We start from the raw sequence: 20,525 nt of genomic DNA, 5'->3' as shown, positions 1-20,525 counted from the left end.
GTCCGACCAACGCACGTCCGACCACTGGGAGGACGTCCCGCCGAACGCGTGATCGAGGTCTTCCGTCCCCCGCTGCGAACCGGAGCGACTGCGCTCCTGCCCTCAGGTGTGCTTGCGTCTGCCCTGGTAGTCGCGGGTCTTCTTGAGGTCTCCGGTGAAGAACCCCGAGTTGTTCGCAGTGAACCGGCTGAGAGCCGGATGTCCCGCTCGCAGCAGCAGAGCGATTGACGCAGCATAGGCCGCGGATGAGTGGGCCGCTCCCGCCGAGGCGAACATGTCGTCGAGCTCGGCATCGGTCTTGTCCGTGAGGCTCGGAGCCCGACGCAGCTCCTCGGGGTCGTAGTCGACGGTGACAGTCGACCAGTTGGCGGTGGCCGGGTTCTCGTTCCCGTCGAGATCGGGCACCAGGTCCTGTTCGTGCTCGACGGACAGCACGTCGACGCCAGGGCCGATGGGGAAATCCGAGATCGGAGCACCCACCGTCATCAGTGCCGTGACGTTGACGTCGGCCAGGAACGCCGGGTCCGCGGCCAGGGAGCCGGCAGTGATGCCGCCCTGCGAATAGCCGACGAGCATGACCTCGGCGTCCGCGCCGATTCCTGCATCGGCGACGGCCTGCCGCACCATCTCGCGCATCACCGTGTCGTTGCCCGCCATGCCCTGGACGTTCGTCGTCATATCGGTCGTGTTGTCTCCCGACGTCGCGGACCAGTCGGTGGTGGCCGGGACGTAGACGATGTACCGGGTCGTGCCGTCAGCACCGACGATCTCCTCGATGCGGACCTGGCCGGAGTCCGCCCCGTGGTGGCGGCCGGCCTCGCGGGCGTAGAGGTCTTCGAGGTCCTGCGGCGGCGTCTCGTGCGGCGGGGTCAGGCCTTCGGCCTTCCACACCTCCACGTCGGAGGGGAGCAGGAGGCCGAACCGATTCGCTCCGGCCAGCAGCCAGATCGTCATCGACTGCGAATCGTGCGGCCAGAAGGCGTGGTCGGCGTCCGTGTCCAGGACAGCGGGCGGCAGGCCGATGAAACCGACGATCATACCCGGAAGCACATGCTCGATGACCGCCCCGGAGGCATCGGAGTGCTCGAATACGAGCCTGGTCAGCGCCTCCTCGGCCTTCGCCTTGGTCGTGCCGAGATCGATGCCGAAGCGCTTCGCGATGGCCTCGTCGAGACCCGTGGCATCGAGGATCTTCGTCACCACCACGACCTGGCTGCCGACGGCGAGGGCGACGGGGATGAGCACCGGTAGGCTGATGGCGATGACACGTCCAGTGGCGTAGCCGAGGGAGTCGAGGAGCCCGCCGAATACCTCGCTGAGACCTTTCTCCGCCTGTCGGTAGGCCAAGGCCGCGGCCCGGACCCCGAGCATCGTGGCCTCGAGCTCGAGGAGCGAAGCCGCCAGCTGCTGGTGGAAGCGGATTCGGCAGGCATCGAGATTGAGCGCCGTGACGGGCGCGGGCACCTGCGTCAGCAGGGTCGCGAGGTCGAAGTCGCCCACTGCGGCTTCGAGGCTCAGGTCGCCGACATCGGTGATGACGGTCTGCAGCGCGTCACCGCTGGCGTCGGCCCGCTCGTCGACTGTGATCCTCCCGCCGCCGCGGGTATGTGAGTCGATCATCGCCGCGTTCCCGTCGTCAGCATCCGCGCGAGGACGGCGGCCAACAGCATCCGCACCGCCGAGGCTCCGGCTTCGTCGCCGACATCGACGGTGACGGAGCCCCCGGAACGCTCGAGAACCGGACGGAACCAGCGACCGTCCCTGCGGTGGAGGAACTCGAGCCCCGTGGCTCCCTCACGCGCAGCCCAGCTCAGTGTGAGCACGCAGTCCTGTTCGACGAGCCCCGCAAGCCCCTCGACGACGGGTCCGATCTCCACAGGGTCGATCCTGCGCAGGAGCTGATGGCCTGAGAAGCCCTCCAAGCCCTCACCCTTCAGCGCCAGCACCGCCAGACCGGTGCTCCCGCCGAGGCAGAGCGCGAGATGGAGGGTTTCGACACCCGAGGACACGACGACCGTGACTCGTACGTCGGTGTGGTTGAGCTCAGCAGCGAAGCCTGCCAACCAGGCCATGAGCACATCGGGTTCCCGGCGCGAAGTGCCGGGTTCGTCGAGGACGACGGCGTCTTCGTCTCCGGCTGCCGTCGAGGCAGGTCCCGAGCCTCCATCGTCCCCCGCCGAGGCGGACCTCGAGTCCCCGTCCCCCGTCGAGGCAGGTCCCGAGCCTCCATCGTCCCTGGCTGGGAGCAATTCATGCGGCCAGAGCCTGCGCAGGCGCTCGGGCAGCCTCCTGATCCGTTCGAGATCGACGACGATCCATCTCTCGAGCGTCTCGGCGGCGGATTCGGAAGCGGCATTCACAGTTGGATCCGCCCTCCCACCGAAACGACCTGCAGGTGCAGCTCGTACGCCTCAGCGAGTTCGTCCGCGCATGCGGCGAGGAGGTCGATCGACTCCGCGCACGATCTCACCCTGTCGTCGAGCAGCTCTCCGGCCGGGGAATCCCAGCTGTCGATCCCGCGGCACTCCTGCGCGAGCGTGCGCAGCCTGTCCGCCCGACGCAGCCACTGGTCTCGATTGCGCGCCAGCTCGTCCGTGATCACCCTTCTCCCCTCTCACACGTGCGGCTCTCGCCGGTGCAGCTCTCTTCGTCACGGTTCTCGTCGGCTCGTCTCCGTCCCGAACTGCCCTCCTCCGTCCTCGCCGCCTGCAACCGATCTCCTCGACCGTAGGCGGGCTCGGAAGGAGAGGGGAAGGCCCGCTCCGAGGCCTGGGGACGGCCCTCGGGGATCCACAGGGCGCACACGTCGAAGTCGGCTGCCTGTCCACAGGTGGATGCATCCGAGTCGGCTGCCGCCGCCTCTTTCCATCGCCGTCGCCGGGGCCGTCGAGCGGCCGCGTTCCGCCCTGTCCTGCCGGTCATGAGAAAATAGGGGCATGCCGACTGTTTCCCTTGCCGAAATCACGCCCTCCATCGCTCTCGGACCGCTTGATGGTCGCTACCGCAAAGACACTGCTGACCTCGTCGATCACCTCTCCGAGGCGGCACTCAACCGCAACCGCATCACCGTCGAGATCGAATGGTTCATCCACCTCGCGCAGAACTCCGTGATCGACTCGGTGCGTCGTCTCACCCCCGAGGAGGTCGACGGCCTGCGGGCCTTCGCGGCCGGCTTCGACGCCGAGACCATCGGCACGCTGGCTGCGCATGAGGCGGTCACCGTGCACGATGTCAAAGCCGTCGAATACACAGTCAAAGAGGCCCTAGTCGAGATCGGCGCCGATGATCTGAGCGAGCTCGTGCACTTCTGCTGCACCTCGGAGGACATCAACAATCTGTCCTGGGCGCTGGGGATCAAGGGTGCGACCGAGCAGGTGTGGCTGCCCCGCGCGAAAGCGCTCATCGATGCCCTCGCCGAATCCGCCTCGGCGCTGGCCGAGGTGCCGATGCTCGCCCACACCCACGGTCAGCCGGCCACCCCGACGACGATGGGCAAGGAGCTCGCGGTCTTCGTCCACCGTCTGCGCCGCCAGTACGAACGCATCGCCGCCACCGACTTCCTCGGCAAGATCAACGGCGCCACCGGCACCTACTCGGCGCATATGGCCGCTGTGCCGGGAGCGGACTGGCCGCAGATCGCGCAGACCTTCGTCGAGGACCGCCTCGGGCTGAGCTTCAACTCCCTGACCACGCAGATCGAGTCCCATGATTGGGACGCCGAGCTCTTCGCAGACATCGCCCGGTTCAATCGCATCGCCCATAATCTAGCGACCGATATGTGGACCTACATCTCGATGAACTACTTCAAGCAGATCCCCGTGGCTGGGGCGACCGGCTCGTCGACGATGCCGCACAAGGTCAACCCCATCCGCTTCGAGAACGCCGAAGCGAATCTCGAGCTCTCATGCGCGCTGCTCGATTCCCTGGCCTCGACCCTGGTGACCTCGCGGATGCAGCGCGACCTCACCGACTCGACCTCACAGCGCAATATCGGCGTCGCCTTCGGACACTCGGTGCTGGCGTTGAACAACCTGGTCAAGGGCCTGAAGGCCCTGGCCATCAACGAGGATGCGCTGGCCGCCGACCTCGACGCGAACTGGGAGGTCCTCGGCGAGGCTGTCCAGTCGGTGATGCGTGCCGCCGGGCTCCAGGGTGTGCCGGGGATGGAGAACCCGTACGAAACGCTCAAAGAGCTCACGCGCGGCAAACGCATCGATCAGACCGACCTGCAGGAGTTCGTCTCCGGTCTCGGCCTGCCCGAGGACCGGGCCGAGCTGCTCAAGGCCCTCACGCCCGCTACCTACATCGGCGTGGCCGCCCAGCTGGCCGAAGCCGAGGTCTCCGACTGGAAGGCATTCAGCGAAGCCTGATCCGGTCGTCGTCTCAGGAGTTCGGAATGTCGAAGATCTTGGTGAATGCGGGGACCTTCTCCCCGGTTCCCATGACCTCGCCGGCGCCGCGTTCGTAGCGGATCTTGTACGTGTCGTCCTTCTCGCTCGGGACGAAGGCGATCCACCCCTGATGGGTGCCTCCGTCGCGCCGGGACACGTTCTCCAGCGGCGTATAGCCCGCGGCCTTCATCTCCTCTTCGACGCCGGTCGTCTGGTTGAATCGGTAGTCGGATCCGCCGTCGTAGGAGATCTTGAAGTCTCCGGTCGAGACGAGCCCGCCGTATTTCTGCCCCGGGGTGATCTTGACCTCGAGGAGGACGACCTCGCCGCCCAGCTCGATGGCGGAGGACTTCTTGCTCGAGTCGAAGTTCCGCACGGCCGAGAGCACCTCGATGCTGTCCTCCATCTCCAGATCCGTGAAGCTCTCCCCGATGGACACTTCGGTCTGGCTGCCGGAGGACGCCCCGGTATCCGAGCCGGTGGTCCCGTCCTCGGAAGCTGTTGCCCCGTCGTCCGTGCCCGATGCGGCCGTGCCCGCCGCGCCTCCCTCCGTACCCGACGCGCCATCGGCCGCTGACGAGGAGGGGTCGGCGGCCACCTCGTCGGTCTCCGGGCTCTGTCCGGAGTCGTCTGCTCCGGTCCCCTGCTCCTGTCCGTCCGAGCCTGCCTGCTCGCCGGCCGTTCCGTCCTGTCCCTGTGGGAGGGCCTGGCTGATGAGGGAGCAGCCTGAGAAGGTCAATGTGCAGCTGAGCAGGGCGGCGGCGGTGAATGCGGCGCGGTTCACGCGTTTCATGATGGCTCCTTGATCGGATTCTCACACCCGGGAGTCGATCACCCGAATGCCTGTCATGACTCCAACCTAGAAGCGGCAGATGTTCGAGGTGTGCGCTGTGTGTGGCAGAACTGCCACGTCTGTCATCGATCCGATGCAGACCGCCGCAGCCACCGGACTCAGGCGGGGACGAGGTGCCTGTCCGCGTCCACCTCGGCGAGCGTTTTGTGCCCCATGCTGCGAGCGAGGATGAGGGTGGGGATTCCCGCGACGACGATGACCACGGTTGCGTAGATCGCGGGGGCCAGGGGCACTCCGGTCGACGACATGAGCGCAGTCGCGATGAGCGGGGAGAGCCCGCCGAAGAGGACGGTGGCGATGTTGTAGCCGATCGCCATGCCCGAGAACCGGCTCGTGCCGGTGAACTGCTCGGGAACCATGGCCGCAGCCACACCACTCCACCCGGCAGCGGGGATGGCGAGGAAGGCCGAACCGGCGACGGCGATGCCTGCGGACTGATTGCTCAGCAGCACATAGGCGGGAATTGTGGTGAGGACGAAGACGACCATGAGTGCGGCCAGCGTCGGCTTCCGTCCGAACCTGTCGGAGGCCACCCCGAAGAAGGGCGTGACGATGATGGCGACGACGGCGGCCACCGTGCCCAGAGCCAGGGAGCCGGAGTTCGGGACCTTCGCGACCTCCTCGATATAGGTGGGCACATAGGTGATGTTGAGGAAGTAGCTGACCGAGCCGATCGAGGAGATGAGGAAGGCGACGATGATCGCGCGAGGCTGTTCGAGAAAGGCGGTGATGAGCGGCGAGCGCTCGAGAGCGCGGTCCTTCTTCTCCTTCTTCTCATCCTCCGCCTTCTGCAGCCGTTTGAAGGTGTCGGTCTCCTCCATCATCGTCCGCAGCGGCACCATGAGTGCGGCGAGCACAGCGCCGAGGACGAACAGCAGTCGCCAGCCCCACGAACTCATCGCGTCGGGGCTGAGCGTATTGGCCAGCAGCGCCCCGGAACCGACCGCGAGGAGCGCGCCGACCTCGCTGTTGGCCGCGGCCCAGCTCGCCGCCAGTCCACGCCTGCCCGGCCCGGCCGATTCCATCAGGAAGACCATGATGCCGGTGTACTCGGCGCCGACGGAGAAGCCGGACAGGCACCGCAGCGTGACCATGAGGACACCCGCCCAGATGCCGATCGCTTCGTAGTTCGGAATCACCGCGATGCCCAGCATGGAGATGGCCATGAGGACCGCGGAGATGATGAGCGTGGATCGCCGTCCGATTCGATCGCCGAGGTGGCCGAAGACCATCGCCCCCAAGGGACGGAAGAGGAATCCTGCCGCCCCCACACCGAGGGTGAGCAGCAGCGAATCGGTCTGATCGCCGAAGAATTCGGTGGTCAGGGTCGTGGCGACATAGAAGAAGATCGAGAAGTCGTACCATTCGACGACGGTGCCGAACGCTGCGACGAACATCGACCGCCGGCGCCCCTTCTCCCGCTCTCGGTTCTCGGTCGCAGTGGGTGCAGCAGGACGGTTCCCGTCGAACTCGGTCATGGCCCGAGCGTATCAGCCCGCTCACGGGCCACAAGCCCCCTCAGATCCTCAGTGCGAATCGGCAGCGGCCGCGGCGACGCAGTGGGAAGGACTGAGCCTCGGACGCAGCGGGCGGTCGGAGCCGAACCCGTCAGCGGCGGCTGAGCCCGAACAGCGAGTCCGTGTACCGATTGCCGAACATCGCGTCGGGGTCCAGGCGGGCCCGCAGGGCACAGAAGTCGTCGAAGCGCGAGTAGAGCTCGCGCAGATCAGCGGCCGCAAGCGTATGGATCTTCCCCCAGTGAGGCCGGCCCCCGTGGCGGCGGAGGATCGCTTCGACGACACGGAAGTACTCGGCGAAGTCCTCCTTGGCGAACCGGTGGACGGCGATGTACATCGTCTCCCGTCCCGTCGCCGTCGACAGCGGCACATCGTCGGCGGCCGCGCACCGGACCTCGATGGGGAAGGAGATCGACCAGCCCTTCGCCTCGATCATCTCCCTGATCTCCCGAATCGCCTCGGCGCCGGCGGCGAACGGCAGGGCGTACTCCATCTCGTTGAATCGCACCCGGCGCGGGGTCACGAATACGTCATGACCGGCCGCCCGGTACATCCGATCCGAGACCAGGGACTGGGCGAGGCGGTTGATCGAGGGCACCACGTTCGGCACTGCGGCACCGAGCTCGACGGCCAGCCGGAGGGCCCCGTTCTCCACGATCTCCTTGTCGAGCAGGGTGACCCAGCGGTTGCGCGGCAACGCCGCGGCCAATCGCCCGGGTCCGGCATCGTCCGGAGCCACACGAGTGTTCGTCTTCGTCAGCGCCGCATCGGTGTGCGGGAACCAGTAGAACTCGAAGTGGTCCGCCGCCTGCATCCTTTCGGAGAGTCCGTCGAGCAGCTCGGCGAATCCGACGACGTGCTCCTCGGCGATGAGGTCGAAAGCGCGAACGCATTGGAGTTCGACCTCGGTGACGACTCCGAGCACGCCCAGGCTCACGCGAGCCAGATCGAATGCCTCGGCTTCGGTCTCCGCGGACAGTTCGCGTACGTTTCCATCCGGGCCCATCAGGCTCAGTCCGGTGACGGTGCCGGCGAAACCGGTGAATCCGAGTCCGGTGCCGTGGGTGCTGGTCGAGATCGCGCCGGCCAGCGACTGCGGGTTGACGTCGCCCTGATTGGCCAGGGCCAGACCGAAGGGCTCCAGGAGCGCGGGGATGTCGCGCAGCCGAGTGCCGGCGCGAAAGCGCACGCGGCGAGCGGTTTCGTCGACGGCGACGATGCCGGTGAGCTCGTCGAGGTTGACCATGACGTCTGTTCCGGCGGCGATCGGGGTGAAGGAATGGCCCGCACCGACGACACGCAGCCGGTCGCCGGCAGCGCTCGCCCGATCGACGACATCTGACAGCGCCTCGACCGAGGCGGGGCTTTCGAAGGTGTGCGGATGAGCGTGGACGTGCCCGGACCAGCTCCTGAACGCGCGGCTGGCCCGGCCCGTACGCTGGCCGGCGGCACCGGTTCCCGCGAAAAGTCCTGTGCGAACCGCTCCGCCCCTGTTCATCGTGCTCACAGCACCAGCCCTTCTCCCCGGTACGTCGACCAGCTCTCGACGACGGTCGCTCCCGAGACGACGAGGAATTCGTTGAAGTGTTCGGCCAGCTCCCCGGCCTTCGCATGGCGGAACCATACGAGGTCGCCGATGCGCAGGACTTCGGTCCCGGGCCCCGTCAGCGGCGTCTGCACCTCGCCGGCCCCTTCGAGGCTCGAGTACTCGAGCCCCGGCGGCCAGGCGATGGTCGGCGCCCGGTCTTCTCCGGGCACTCCGGAGGCGATGAAACCGCCCTTGAACACCGTCACCCAGCCCGGCGCCGGTCGGCGTACGACCGGCGTGGCGAAAAAGGCGGCGGGACTGTGGCGGAAATGCGTGTAGCCGTCGAAGAGCGCCGGGGAGAAGAGTCCGGACCCCGCAGCGAGTTCGGTGAGCGTGCCCGCGACCGCGCTGGATTCGAAGGAGCCCGTGCCGCCGCCGTTGACGAATTCGAGTTCGGCGACATCGCGCACGGCGGCGGTGACGGCGGCCCTGCGCTCGGCGAGTTCCGCGATCGAGGCCCTCTGCAAAGCCCGGACGACGGCCTGCCGGGCGGAGCGTCCGGCGTCGGCGGTGCCGGCGATCTGTCCCTCGTAGAACATCAGTCCGACGAGTTCGAAACCGGGTCGGGCCGCGACCTGTTCCGCGAGTGCGGCGGCGGAGCTCGCTTCTCTGATCGGCGAGCGCCGGGCCCCGATGTGGATCCGATCGCCCAGCCAGGCCTCGGCGGGGCGGAAGGAGGAATCGACGTCGATGCACACCCGCACCGAGGCGGCCGCCGCCTCGGCGGTGTCGCGATGCTGCGCGGTCGCGGACCGCCCCACGGCGGTGCCCTCCCCCGCCTCGGCGAGGCCTCTGCGGACGTCGTCGATGACGTCGAGGTGGGCGACGGAATCGATCATCAGCGTGATGGTGCCGGTCGCATCCGCCTCGGCGAGGAGATCGGCCAGGGCCCGCCGATCGAGGCTCGGGTAGCCGATGACGATGTCGCGGACGCCGCGGGCATGGAGTGTGAGGGCCTCCGGCACCGAATAGGCGAGCACGCCGGAGTAAGCGGGATGCTCCAGTGCCCGTTCGATCGCAGATGCGGTGCGCAGGGACTTCGTGGCGATCCGGATCGGCAGGCCTCGGGCACGTTCGGCCAGCGCGTCGAGATTGGAATCGAATGCCCCGAGATCGATCACGGCCGTCGGTGCCCCGATTCCATCCAATGCACGACGCAGATCCCTCGAAACCATGTTCGGTAGTCTATCCGCAGATGACCCACGTCACATGAGAGGGAACCTGATGAGATCCGAATCCGCCGCTGCTCCCACCGCCTCCCACGTCACCGCGGCCCTGCGGGACCTCCTCGACACCGATCCCTATGCCGAGGCCTCGGGATCGGGTACGCGGGTGCGCAGCCCCGAACCGTTCACCGGTGAGGAGTTCGATCGCTTCGCCCAGAACACGGCCGCCGATGTCGAGGCCGCCTATACGACCGCTCGCATCGCCGCTCGAGCATGGGCCGCGCAGTCCCCCGAGCACCGGGCGAAGGTGCTGATGCGACTGCATTCGACACTGCGCCGGCACGAGGACCTGCTGCTCGACGTCATCCAGTTCGAGACCGGCAAGGCCCGCATCCACGCCTATGACGAGGTCCTCGACACATTCAACGTCCTGCGCCACTACGGCGTGATGACCTCTCAGTACCTCCGGCCCGAGCGCCGCCGCGGGGCGATCCCGGCCCTCACCCGCACCGAGGTGACCCGCACTCCGCTGGGCGTGATCGGGTTCATCACGCCGTGGAACTACCCGCTGACCTTGGGCGCGACCGATCTGTTCGCGTCCCTGGCCGCCGGCAACGCCGTCGTCCACAAACCCGATTCGCAGACCACCCTGACCGCGATCCTCATGCGTCGCCTCGCGATCGCGGCCGGCCTGCCCGCCGAGGTCTGGCAGCTCGTGCCCGGCACCGTCGACGAAGTCGGGCCCGCCCTCATGGCCGGCGCCGATGGGCTCTCGTTCACCGGGTCGACGGCTGCAGGACGATCGATCGCCGCCGAGGCGGGGCAGCGACTGCTGCCGACCGCTCTCGAACTCGGGGGCAAGAATCCCCTGCTCGTGCTCTCGGACGCCGATCTGCCCGCCGCTGTCGAGGGCGCCGTCCGGGGCAGCTTCTCCTCGGCGGGCCAGCTGTGCATCTCCATCGAGCGCATCTACGTCCACCAGGACCTCTACCCCGTCTTCTGCGCCCACTTCGCCGAGGCGGCCCGTGCCCTGACCCTGAGCGCCGACTACGCGTACGGCCCGGGGATGGGGTCCCTGGCCGGGCCGAAGCAGCTCGAGCGGGTGAGCGCTCATGTCGATCAGGCCCGGGAGGTCGGGGCGACGGTCATCGCCGGCGGGCACCCCGTGCCCGAACTCGGACCGTTCTTCTATGCTCCGACCGTGCTCACGGACGTTCCCGCCGAGGCGGAGCTGCGCCGGCAGGAGACCTTCGGTCCCGTCGTCGCCGTCTACCCGGTATCGTCCGACGCCGAGGCGGTGGCCGCAGCCAATGACAGCGAGTACGGCTTGAGCGCTTCCGTCTACTCGCGCTCCCGCGGGCGCGAGTTCGCCCGCCAGGTGGCGGCGGGAATGGTCAATGTCAACGAGGTCTACCCGGCGAGCTGGGGCTCGGTCGCGGCACCGGCCGGCGGCGTCAAGGCCTCGGGGCTGGGGCACCGGCACGGGATCGAGGGCATCCACCAGTTCATGCACACGCACACGATCGCCGAACAGCGGCTCCACCCGCTCGCGCCCGCCGGTCCCCTCGATCAGCAGAGATTCGCCTCGCTCATGACCGGGGCGCTGTCGGTGATGCGGGCCCTGCGGATGCGATAGGGCCGCGAGCGCCGCCTGGCGTCATCGCAAGCGGTCATAGGTGGTCGTTTTGGGATGAATTCACCGCGGGTGTGTCCGCCCATTTCGACCACCTAGCGGCCTGCGAGCATGTCCGCTGCGCCGCCACCTGCGAGCATATCCGCTGCGCGGGAGGCCGCTTCGCGCGCCGAGGCGCACCGGGGTGCGCGGCCCGATGCTCGAGGGCAGGCGGCTGCTGCCTCAGGCGTTCTCGGTGACGACGGTGTACTCGAGGACGGGGCGACCTGCGGCCCCGTACCTCGGGCGACGCTCGAGCATGCCGGCGTCGGCCATGGACTCGAGGTAGCGGCGGGCAGTGACCCGGGAGACTCCGAGGCCTTCGGCCACCTCGGCGGCGGACTGGCCCGGCTTCTCACCGAGGAGGCTCCTGACTTCGTCCTGCACAGCGTCGGGGACCCCTTTGGCGGTGGCCGCCACGGTGTGGGTGCGCAGAGCCGAGATCGCCTTGTCGACCTCGGTCTGCGTGACCTCGCCCTCGCCCGAGTCCCCGCCGAGGCGGTTGCGGAACGATGAGTAGGCCTCGAGCTTGGACTTGAAGACCGGGAAGGTGAAGGGCTTGATGATGTATTGGGCGACCCCGTAGGACAGGGCCTCCTGCACGATCTGCATGTCCCGGGCAGCGGTGACGGCGATGATGTCGACCTCGACGCGCTGCCCGCGGATCGCCCGACAGACCTGGATCCCATGACCGTCGGGCAGATTCATATCCAGGAGGACGAGGTGGATGCCCTCGGGGTCGAGTCCGTAGATCTGTCCGGTCAGCGCGGCCATCGCCTGGGTGGCGTTCTTCGCCACTCCCGCAACGTGATAGCCGTCGAGACGTTCGACGTACTTCGCGTGAGCACGCGCGGCGACCGCCTCGTCCTCGACGACGAGCACACCGATGCTCGATTCGGACCCAGTTGTGTCTGACATGCCCCTCAGTCTAGCTTCAGCTCACTGAGGGGACCCTTGGTTCGTGTTCCAGCCTGGGCACATCAGCGACACAGGTCCGGAACGCGCAGCCATGCGTGCCGTGCGAGTCACATGCGTTCGAAGACGGCTGCGATGCCCTGGCCGCCGCCGATGCACATGGTCTCCAGGCCGAAACGGGCCTCGCGGCGATCCATCTCGCGCAGCAGAGTGGCCAAGATCCGGCCGCCCGTAGCGCCGACGGGGTGCCCGAGCGAGATGCCCGAGCCGTTGACGTTGAGGCGGCCGAAGTCCTCCTTGCCCAGTCCCCATTCACGGGTGACTGCGAGCGCCTGCGCGGCGAAGGCCTCGTTGAGTTCGATGAGGTCGATATCGGACAGCTCGAGCCCGGCCTTCTCGAGCGCCCGGGCGGTGGCCGGTACCGGGCCGATGCCCATGGTCTCCGGGGCCACACCGGAAACAGCCCAGCTGACCAGGCGGCCGAGCGGTTTGAGTCCGTGCGCCTCGGCGGCGGACCGTGTGGTGACGATGGCGGCCGCTGCTCCGTCGTTCTGTCCCGAGGCGTTGCCGGCGGTCACGGTCGCCTCCTCGTCGACCCTGCCCCTGATGGGACGCAGCCGCGCGAGCTTCTCGAGGTCCGTATCGGGGCGGATGTGCTCATCAGTCTCGACTTCGTGTTCGGCGATCTTGCGGGTGGCGGGGATCGTCACGGGCACGATCTCCTCGGCGAACCGTCCATCGGCTGCCGCCGCGGCCGCCCGCTGGTGGGAGGTGAAGGCGAGCTCGTCCTGCTCCTCGCGACCGATCGAGTACTCGCGGCGCAGGTTCTCAGCGGTCTCGAGCATGCCGCCTGCAACGGGGTGGAACCTCCCGCCCGGAGTGGTCCGGCCGCGGGCGAGCGAGTCGATGAAATCGGCATTGCCCCCGCGCACACCCCACCTGATGGTGTCGTTGTAGAAGGGAGCGTGCGACATGGACTCGACGCCGCCGGCGATGACGAAGTCGCCGTTTCCGGAGCCAACGACCATGGCCGCGTCGATGATCGCCTGCAGACCCGAACCGCAGCGCCGGTCGACCTGCTTGCCGGGCACGGTCACGGGCAGCCCCGCGTCGAGCGCGGTGACACGGCCGATGCAGGGAGCCTCGGAGGTGGCGTAGCCCTGCCCCATGATGACGTCGGCGACGAGTTCGGGGTTCAGTCCGGTGCGGTTCATCAGCTCTCGGACGACGGTGGCGGAGAGTTCATGCGCGGGAATGTCCCGGAACTGACCTCCGAAGGCTCCGATCGGGGTCCTCAGCGGCTCACATACGACGATGTCCTGGTCCATTGGGCTCCTCCACTCCTCGGCACGCGGCCCTCGCCGGCCGCGCGCATCCTGCGTGCAGTCTAGATCGGGAATGCCGGTCGGGCGGGATCGGTTTCAATCATTGGGAAACGAGCCGAGTCCGGTCCCGGCTGCGTCCGGCAGCCACACCGTGAGCACAGCTCCCTTGAATCGGTCGCAGTCCTCACCGCGGCCCTGCACGTCCACGGCTCCCCCGAGGCGCCGGATCGCCTGTACGACCAGCGAGAGTCCGACCCCGCGGGTGCCTGTCTGCTGACGTCCCTGTCCCTGGTCGGTCTCGACTCCGTCGTGCTTCGTCGACCAGCCCCGTTCGAAGATCGCATCGAGGTGCTCCTCGTCGATGCCGGGCCCGTCGTCGCTGACCTCGATCGTGAAGCCCGCGGGACCGCCCGCACCGGAGAGGTGGACGTGCACCCTCTTGTCCTCGGGCGGCACGTCCTGTCTGCTCAGGGCGTCGAAGGCATTGTCGATGAGGTTGCCGAGGATCGTCGCGAGATCCCGGTCGTCCCCGCCGAGGCTGCCGGTGAGACCCGCGGTGTCCACCGTCATCTCGATTCCCACCTCACCGGCCTGCGCGATCTTCGACAGCAGCAGTGCGGAGAGGACCGGGTGGTCGAAGGTCATCGAGCCGTCCCCGCCCGCGCGGTTGAGATCGTCGAGGTCTTTGGCCGCGAAGTCGATGGCCTCGTCGACATGTCCGGTCTCGAGCAGGGACACGACCATGTGCAGCCGGTTCGCGTATTCGTGGGTCTGTGCCCGCAGCGAGTCGGAGAAGGAGCGGACGGAGACGAGTTCGCCCGAGAGCTCGGCCAGTTCCGTATGGTCGCGCATCGTCACGACCCAGGTGTCGCTGGCGGCCTCGGTGGGCTGCTGGTTGACCACGAGGACGCGGTCGTCGGTGTAGTGGATCTCGTCGCGGGCCCAGCGGCCCGAGGCGAGCAGATCGAGCAGTGCCTCGGGCAGGTCGAGCTCGTCCAGCGGCGCACCCACCGCAGAGGTCTCGGCCGGGGGCGCGTCACCGGCCGAGGCGGAGATCGGGTCCGCTTCGTCGTCGGCCGTCGGCAAGCCGAGCAGCTCCCTGGCCTCGGCGTTGATGAGCACGATCCCCCGTGAGCGGTCGACCAGCAGCAGGCCTTCGGAGACCGCCTTGAGCACCGAGGAGTAGAAATCGAGCATGCTGCGCAGCTCATCGGCGCCGTAGTCGCCGGTGACTCTGCGCAGCCCACGGGACGTCACCCAGGAGGAGCCGATGCCGAGGGCGAGGGTGAGCGCGGCGATGCCGATGAGCCATTTGCTCTGCGCGAGGAAGCCCTCACGGACCGAGTCGGCGGAGCTGCCGACGATCACGGCGCCGACGACGGTGTCCGGTCCCAGCCCGTCTGCGCCGACGTGTTCGGCGTGCACCGGGGTGATGACGTACATGGTGCCGTCGCCGGGCCCGCCGTCGTCGATGAAGCGCACGCTCGACTCGCCGTCCTCGATGGCCTCCTCGTCGACGGACTGCGCCAGCTGGTCGATCGAGTCCTCGGGGATCCGCCCGGAGTTCGCCGAGGCGATCTGCTCCTCCAGCGTCTGCTGCCGATCGGGTGAGCCGAGGGTGGGCGGGGTGAGCAGGAAGTCCAAGGGCACGACGGCGGCCACATCGAATTCGTACTGGCTGATGACGTTGCCCAGCATGGTCTCGACATCGGCTCGGGACTCGGCATCGAGGAAGTCGTCCTGCCCGGCCTCTCCGGTGCCGACGAGGCCGAGGGACAGCGACAGGTTGTCCGCGGCCGAGCTCAGCAGGTCCTGCTCCCGCTTCGTGTTCAGCTGGGAGAGCTGGATGTAGAGGAGACTCGTCGTGAGCACCATGATGCCCACGAGCATGATCGAGTTCGCGAACATGATCCGTCCGGCCACGCCGAGGCGGACCCACCGACTCAGGCGGACCACCGGTCCGGCGGGCCCCTTCGACAGAATGGTTCGCTTCTCCCTGGGCATGGAAACCATTGTGCCACCTGCGAATCACCCGCCAGCCGGGACGAATCCGCTAGGCTCCGGGCCGCGGTCGGAGACAGGACAGGACCTGGGCCCGCAGGCTTCAGGGCCCAGGATGATCTGCCCCGCAGGCTTCAGAGGTCCAGGCTGATCGGTCCCGCGGGAACCGCAGAGCACACGAGCACTTCGTCGTCGCTGATCCGTGCGGCCGGTTCGATCGGGTAGAGCACGGATCCGGCGGCCAGGGACACCGCACAGGTTCCGCAGGAGCCGCCGCGGCACGAGCTCGGGGAGCGGAATCCGCGGGCCTCGAGGGACTCGAGCAGGGTGCCCTCCTTCGGTTCCCAGACGAAGCTCGTCCCGGAGTTCTCCAGCGTCACCTCGGCGGCCGAACAGCCGGCGATGATCTCGCTCATTCCCGTGTTCGGGGAGGCGAAGGTCTCCTGGTGGACGGCCGGGACTCCTGCCTCGGCGCTGGCCGAGAGCACGGCCGCCGTGAAGTCCCTGGGACCGCAGACCATGACGTTGTCGCAGCCTGCCACCCAGTCGACGAGCTCCCGGTGGCTCGGCCTTCCCTCGGTCGCGGTGTCCCGGTGGTGGGCCTCGACGGGGACCCGGCCGCCGCCTGCCCTCTCCTGCAGGCGGTTCCACAGGCAGGCGGTGCGGTGATCGCGGTCGACGTGGAAGAGCTTGATCCTCTCGGTGTCGGGCAGCTCCTCGAGCCCGTCGGAGCGCAGCAGCCCGAGACTCGGGGTGATGCCGATGCCGGCGGTGATCAGAGCCGTCGTGCCGCCGAAGACGCGGGAGGCGGTCATGGTCCCATGTGGGCCGGAGGTGAGGATGCGCTGGTCGGCCTCGAGTTCGGCGACTGCGCGCGAGCCTCTGCCCTGTGTGCGCACGGCGATGCGGACGATGTCGTCGTCGACGTCGGTGATCGTGTAGGTGCGCCAGAACGGTGCGCCGAGATCGAGGTGGACGCGCAGATTCGTGCCCGGTTCGTCGAATTCGCGGATCCATCCGAGATCGTCACGCAGCGCCACCTCGACGATGTCGTTGCAGATCTGACGGCGACCGACCACGGTCATGAAGCGCGGGGTGCGTGCGGTCTTGACGAGTTCGCGCGGTGCCTCGCCCTCGACGACGATCTCGTCGCCGACGGCGATGTCGCCGGTCTCGAGGATCTGCCCGTAGATTCCGCAGTGCAGATGTCCGCAGGCGGCGTTGAGCACCTGCGGGACGTTGACGTCGACCGCGGTGGTGCGGGGGTTGACCGTGGTCGCCGGGCAGCGTTCGATCGTTGAGCGGATCGCCAGCCGCACCCCGCCGAGGCGGATGACCGTGCCGATGAGCGCGAATTCCTCGAAGGGCTCGAGACCGTCGACGAGGACATTGCCGCGGAAGCGCAGGGGATCGAGCTCGTCGGCGTCGGCGCCGAGTGCCGCCCGGCCCTCCTCGGTGTCGGCGATCGCGGCGACCGTGGCCGGGTTGATCAGCGAGATCCCCGACTTCTGCGAATCGAACATCCCCTGCTCCGCAACGGCCAGCGCTCGCGGGAACTCACCCTGAGGGGGTATGCGCTCGGAGAGGAATTCCGCCGAGGCGGCCCTTTCCTCCCGGTCATCCGTGGTGAAGGTCGTCGATTCGCCCGCCGGGTCCGTCAGCGTCACCGTCGCGGCTCCGCTCACATGCTCGGCGCCGCGGGCCGCCCCGTTCCGCGAATCGAGAGGGGCCTCGGGCCCGTCTGCTTCGGTCGGGAACACGGCGACGCGCCACTTCTGCAGCTCGGTTTCGTTCTTGAGCACGGTGAACGCCGAGTACGAATGCCAGGCATCGTCGGGGACATCGAGGCTGCCGTTGGTGAACGCGGCGACCCGGTCGCCGCAGATTCCGCGGTCCTTGACCACCCTCGCCTCGGTGAGCTCCTCGGCGGGGAATCCCTTCACCGGGAAACGGAACAGATTGGCAACACGCATACCCTCGATTGTAGGAGCCAGGACGAGGAACAGGACCCGCGGTGAGAGCAAACGCACATCCTCCTCGGTGCGGAGACATTGCCTGATACCCTGTAGGGGTATATGGTGTATTCATGACTGAGCATCATGGATACACCCCGCAGAAGGACGCTCTCGCGCGGAGGATGAAGCGGATCGAAGGTCAGGTCCGCGGCATCGGGAAGATGATCGATGACGACAAGTACTGCATCGACATCCTCACCCAGGTCTCCGCCGCGACAGCCGCGCTGCATGCGGTCTCCATCAACCTCCTCGAAGAGCACATCGCTCACTGCGTGGTCGACGCCGCCTCATCCGGCGACGACGAGGCCGCGCGGAAGAAGATCGAGGAGGCATCAGCCGCCATCGCCCGACTCATCAAGAGCTGAGCCCCGGGCCGCGTCCGCCCGGAAGGGGAGGGACGACGCCTGGGATCGGCAGTCGGACACAGTACACAGCTGATCGGAGAATGCAATGACCACCACGAACATCACCGTAACGGGCATGACCTGCGGACACTGCGAGGCCGCAGTCAAGGAAGAGCTCGGCGCGCTGCCGGGCGTGAGCGACGTCGCCGTCGATCTCAACGCCGGGGGCGACTCCCCGGTGACGATCACCTCGGAGGCTGAGCTCGATGCCGCGGCGATCCGCGCCGCCGTCGACGAGGCCGGCTACGAGGTGAAGTGATGTCCCGCGAGGTCGATCTCGACATCACGGGAATGACCTGCGCGTCCTGCTCGGCGCGGATCGAGAAGAAGCTCACCCGCCTCGACGGGGTGTCCGCCGAGGTCAACCTTCCGCTCGAGACCGCACACGTCGTCATCGACTCGGATCTGACCGATGCGGACATCACCGCCGCCGTCGAGAAGGCCGGCTACGGGGCGAGGGTGCGCGAGTCCTCGACGGGCTCCTCGGGCCCCGAGATCGTCGACTACGATCCGAGGCATCTGCGGCCGCGTTTCATCGGCTCGCTCATCCTCGCCGTGCCGAGCGTCGCGGTCTCCATGGTCATGGGCTGGCACTTCGCCGGCTGGCAGTGGGTCGTGGCGCTTCTCGCCCTGCCCGTGGTGACCTGGGGCGCGTGGCCGTTCCACTCGGCCGCGTACAAGGCCGCACGAGGCGGGTCGACGACCATGGACACCCTCGTCAGCGTCGGCATCATCGTCGCCAGCGGATACTCCTATTACACGCTCGCTCGAGCGGTGGCCGACGGCTACGGCTGGACGATCCCGGCCGAGTACCACGTGTGGTTCGAGGCCGCCGCGGCGATCACGGTGTTCCTGCTCATCGGCAAGCTCACCGAGGACCGCGCGAAGACCCGGGCGACCGCGGCGCTCAAGGCCCTGCTCGACCTCGGCGCGAAGTCCGCGACCGTGCTCCGGGAAGGGCCGGGAGAGGCTGCGTCTGCCCCTGGCACGACAGCGGCTGCTTCCGGTGCGCCGGCGCACGGCTCGCGCACCGAGGTGCAGGTGCCGATCGACGAACTCGCCGTCGGCGACGTCTTCCTCGTCCGCCCCGGTGAGAAGATCGCCACCGACGGCGAGGTGCTCACCGGCCACTCGGCGATCGACGAGGCGATGCTCACCGGAGAATCAGTGCCGGTCGAGGTCGCTCCCGGCGACAGCGTCACCGGCGCCACCATCAACACCTCGGGAGTGCTCGAGGTCAGGGCCACGCGGGTGGGCTCGGATACGACGCTGGCGGCCATGGCCGACCTCGTCAGCCGCGCCCAGACCGGCAAGCCCGCCGTAGCACGCCTGGCCGACCGGATCTCGGCGGTGTTCGTGCCGATCGTCTTCGGCATCGCTGTGGTCACACTGCTGGTCTGGGGCTTCGCCACCGGCGATTGGGCGATGGGCCTCCACGCGGGCCTCACCGTCCTCATCATCGCCTGCCCCTGCGCGCTGGGACTGGCCACACCGACCGCGCTGGCAGTGTCGTCCGGCCGCGGATCGCAGCTGGGCATCCTCGTCTCCGGGCCCGAGGCCCTGGAGTCGACGCGGTCGATCGACACGGTCGTGCTCGACAAGACCGGCACCCTGACCACGGGAGTGATGAGTCTGGTCGGAACCGATCTGCCGGCCGCGGACTTCGGGATCCTCGCACGACTGGAGTCCCGCAGCGAGCACCCGATCGCCCGTGCCCTCGTCGAAGCCGCCCCCGAGGTCGTCGGTGCGGCAGCCGGGTCCCCGACGGGCGCGCTGGCCGAGACCCAGGAGGTCACGGACTTCGAGAACATCCCCGGCGGCGGCCTGCGGGCCACGATCGACGGCGCCGAGGTGCTCGCCGGCCGTCCGGACCTGCTCCGCGAGCACGGCATCGAGGTCGAGGTCTCCGCTGAGTCCGTTCCCCGCGGAGCCACGATCGTCGCCCTGGCGATCGACGGCCGATTCCGGGGTCTGAGCTTCGTCGCCGACGAGGCCAAGCCCTCCGCCGCCGAGGCGATCGCCGAGCTGCACTCACTCGGACTCGAAACCGTGCTGCTGACCGGGGACAACGCCCAAGCAGCCGAGGTCGTCGCCGAGACTCTCGGAATCACCGAGGTCCGGGCTGACGTCCGTCCCGAAGGCAAGGTCTCGGTGATCACCGAGCTCCAGGAGCGGGGTCGGGCCGTGGCCATGGTCGGCGACGGGATCAACGACGCCGCGGCCCTGGCCGGTGCCGACCTCGGCATCGCAATGGGTTCGGGCACGGATGCCGCGATGGCCGCCTCGGACATCACCATGGTCAAGTCCGATCCGCGGCAGATCCCCCAGGCCGTTCGGCTCTCGCGCAGAACCCTCAGCCTCATCAAGGGCAACCTGTTCTGGGCCTTCGCCTACAACACGGCAGCGATTCCGATCGCGGCCTTCGGTCTGCTGGATCCGATGATCGCGGGGGCCGCCATGGCCTTCTCCTCGGTCTTCGTCATCCTCAACAGCCTCCGGCTGCTCCGCTTCGAGTAGCAGAGGCTGGGCCGGCCGACGCTCGGATCGGCCGGTCTCCCGGCGGGCCGGTGTCCGTTACAGGAGAGATTTCGAGGGAAGGAAATGCAGGCTTTCGGCATCGAAACCTGCATTTCCTTCCCTCGAAATCCGTCAGCAGAGCGCTGCTCAGAGCACTGCTA

At 68.1% G+C, this 20,525-nt stretch carries 16 protein-coding genes; 5 read left to right on the top strand and 11 right to left on the bottom strand.

Going from position 1 to position 20,525, the window contains the following annotated elements:
* Window positions 1–102: 102 nt before the first annotated feature.
* Genes IHE57_RS01295 through IHE57_RS01285 form a run of 3 tightly spaced genes read right to left on the bottom strand, consistent with a single transcriptional unit; the run spans window position 103 to window position 2,602 of the window.
* Window positions 103–1,620 (bottom strand): hypothetical protein, encoded by a 1,518-nt coding sequence (locus IHE57_RS01295; RefSeq protein WP_209370259.1) that lies wholly within the window; start codon window positions 1,618–1,620, stop codon window positions 103–105.
* Complete coding sequence (locus tag IHE57_RS01290; RefSeq protein WP_209370257.1) at window positions 1,617–2,360, bottom strand: hypothetical protein; 744 nt, start codon at window positions 2,358–2,360, stop codon at window positions 1,617–1,619. The genes IHE57_RS01295 and IHE57_RS01290 overlap by 4 nt, the downstream gene beginning before the upstream one ends.
* Window positions 2,357–2,602 carry a hypothetical protein gene (locus IHE57_RS01285; protein ID WP_209370255.1) on the bottom strand — a complete coding sequence of 82 codons (246 nt, stop codon included), beginning with the start codon at window positions 2,600–2,602 and terminating at the stop codon, window positions 2,357–2,359. Before IHE57_RS01285 ends, IHE57_RS01290 begins: the two co-directional genes overlap by 4 nt.
* 334 nt (window positions 2,603–2,936) lie before the next feature.
* Here IHE57_RS01285 and purB point away from each other — a divergent pair, with 334 nt between their 5' ends.
* Window positions 2,937–4,370: an adenylosuccinate lyase gene (purB, locus tag IHE57_RS01280; protein WP_209370252.1), complete on the top strand. Its 1,434-nt coding sequence runs from the start codon at window positions 2,937–2,939 to the stop codon at window positions 4,368–4,370.
* A 13-nt stretch (window positions 4,371–4,383) separates the two neighbouring features.
* Here purB and IHE57_RS01275 read toward each other — a convergent pair whose 3' ends face one another.
* The 4 genes from IHE57_RS01275 to IHE57_RS01260 form a co-directional block, all read right to left on the bottom strand.
* On the bottom strand, window positions 4,384–5,184 hold the full coding sequence (locus IHE57_RS01275) for a transcriptional regulator (RefSeq protein ID WP_209370251.1): 801 nt from the start codon (window positions 5,182–5,184) through the stop codon (window positions 4,384–4,386).
* 158 nt (window positions 5,185–5,342) lie between these two features.
* The gene (locus tag IHE57_RS01270) at window positions 5,343–6,722 is read right to left on the bottom strand and encodes an MFS transporter (RefSeq protein WP_209370250.1); all 1,380 of its coding nucleotides are present in this window, start codon (window positions 6,720–6,722) and stop codon (window positions 5,343–5,345) included.
* 130 nt (window positions 6,723–6,852) lie between these two features.
* Complete coding sequence (locus IHE57_RS01265; RefSeq protein WP_209370574.1) at window positions 6,853–8,259, bottom strand: D-arabinono-1,4-lactone oxidase; 1,407 nt, start codon at window positions 8,257–8,259, stop codon at window positions 6,853–6,855.
* Window positions 8,260–8,264: 5 nt separating this feature from the next.
* On the bottom strand, window positions 8,265–9,524 hold the full coding sequence (locus tag IHE57_RS01260; protein ID WP_209370249.1) for a type III PLP-dependent enzyme domain-containing protein: 1,260 nt from the start codon (window positions 9,522–9,524) through the stop codon (window positions 8,265–8,267).
* Between the two features lie 49 nt (window positions 9,525–9,573).
* Here IHE57_RS01260 and IHE57_RS01255 point away from each other — a divergent pair, with 49 nt between their 5' ends.
* On the top strand, window positions 9,574–11,151 hold the full coding sequence (locus IHE57_RS01255; RefSeq protein WP_253719821.1) for a succinic semialdehyde dehydrogenase: 1,578 nt from the start codon (window positions 9,574–9,576) through the stop codon (window positions 11,149–11,151).
* A gap of 219 nt (window positions 11,152–11,370) precedes the next feature.
* Here IHE57_RS01255 and IHE57_RS01250 read toward each other — a convergent pair whose 3' ends face one another.
* The 4 genes from IHE57_RS01250 to IHE57_RS01235 form a co-directional block, all read right to left on the bottom strand.
* Window positions 11,371–12,105 carry a response regulator gene (locus IHE57_RS01250; RefSeq protein ID WP_209324309.1) on the bottom strand — a complete coding sequence of 245 codons (735 nt, stop codon included), beginning with the start codon at window positions 12,103–12,105 and terminating at the stop codon, window positions 11,371–11,373.
* Window positions 12,106–12,212: 107 nt separating this feature from the next.
* Window positions 12,213–13,430, bottom strand: a complete 1,218-nt coding sequence (locus IHE57_RS01245; RefSeq protein WP_209370247.1) for an acetyl-CoA C-acetyltransferase — start codon at window positions 13,428–13,430, stop codon at window positions 12,213–12,215.
* Window positions 13,431–13,523: 93 nt separating this feature from the next.
* The gene (locus tag IHE57_RS01240) at window positions 13,524–15,431 is read right to left on the bottom strand and encodes a sensor histidine kinase (protein ID WP_209370246.1); all 1,908 of its coding nucleotides are present in this window, start codon (window positions 15,429–15,431) and stop codon (window positions 13,524–13,526) included.
* A 131-nt stretch (window positions 15,432–15,562) separates the two neighbouring features.
* Window positions 15,563–17,401, bottom strand: coding sequence for an MOSC domain-containing protein (locus IHE57_RS01235; RefSeq protein ID WP_209370243.1), 1,839 nt, complete (start codon window positions 17,399–17,401; stop codon window positions 15,563–15,565).
* 113 nt (window positions 17,402–17,514) lie between these two features.
* On the opposite strand from IHE57_RS01235, the gene IHE57_RS01230 reads away from it, so the two are divergent.
* The 3 genes from IHE57_RS01230 (at window position 17,515) to IHE57_RS01220 (ending at window position 20,364) form a co-directional block, all read left to right on the top strand.
* A complete protein-coding gene (locus IHE57_RS01230) occupies window positions 17,515–17,808 on the top strand; it encodes a metal-sensitive transcriptional regulator (RefSeq protein WP_209324313.1) in 294 nt (97 codons plus the stop codon).
* Window positions 17,809–17,893: 85 nt separating this feature from the next.
* Window positions 17,894–18,106 carry a heavy-metal-associated domain-containing protein gene (locus IHE57_RS01225; RefSeq protein WP_209324314.1) on the top strand — a complete coding sequence of 71 codons (213 nt, stop codon included), beginning with the start codon at window positions 17,894–17,896 and terminating at the stop codon, window positions 18,104–18,106.
* Entirely contained in the window at window positions 18,106–20,364 is a 2,259-nt protein-coding gene (locus tag IHE57_RS01220) for a heavy metal translocating P-type ATPase (protein WP_209370240.1), read from the top strand. The genes IHE57_RS01225 and IHE57_RS01220 overlap by 1 nt, the downstream gene beginning before the upstream one ends.
* Window positions 20,365–20,525: the final 161 nt, after the last annotated feature.

This window comes from Brevibacterium renqingii (assembly GCF_017808105.1).
In the GTDB taxonomy this organism is placed as follows: Bacteria; Actinomycetota; Actinomycetes; order Actinomycetales; family Brevibacteriaceae; genus Brevibacterium; species Brevibacterium renqingii.
Note: the sequence above shows the minus strand (reverse complement) of the source record. Positions and strands in the feature narration are given on the sequence as shown.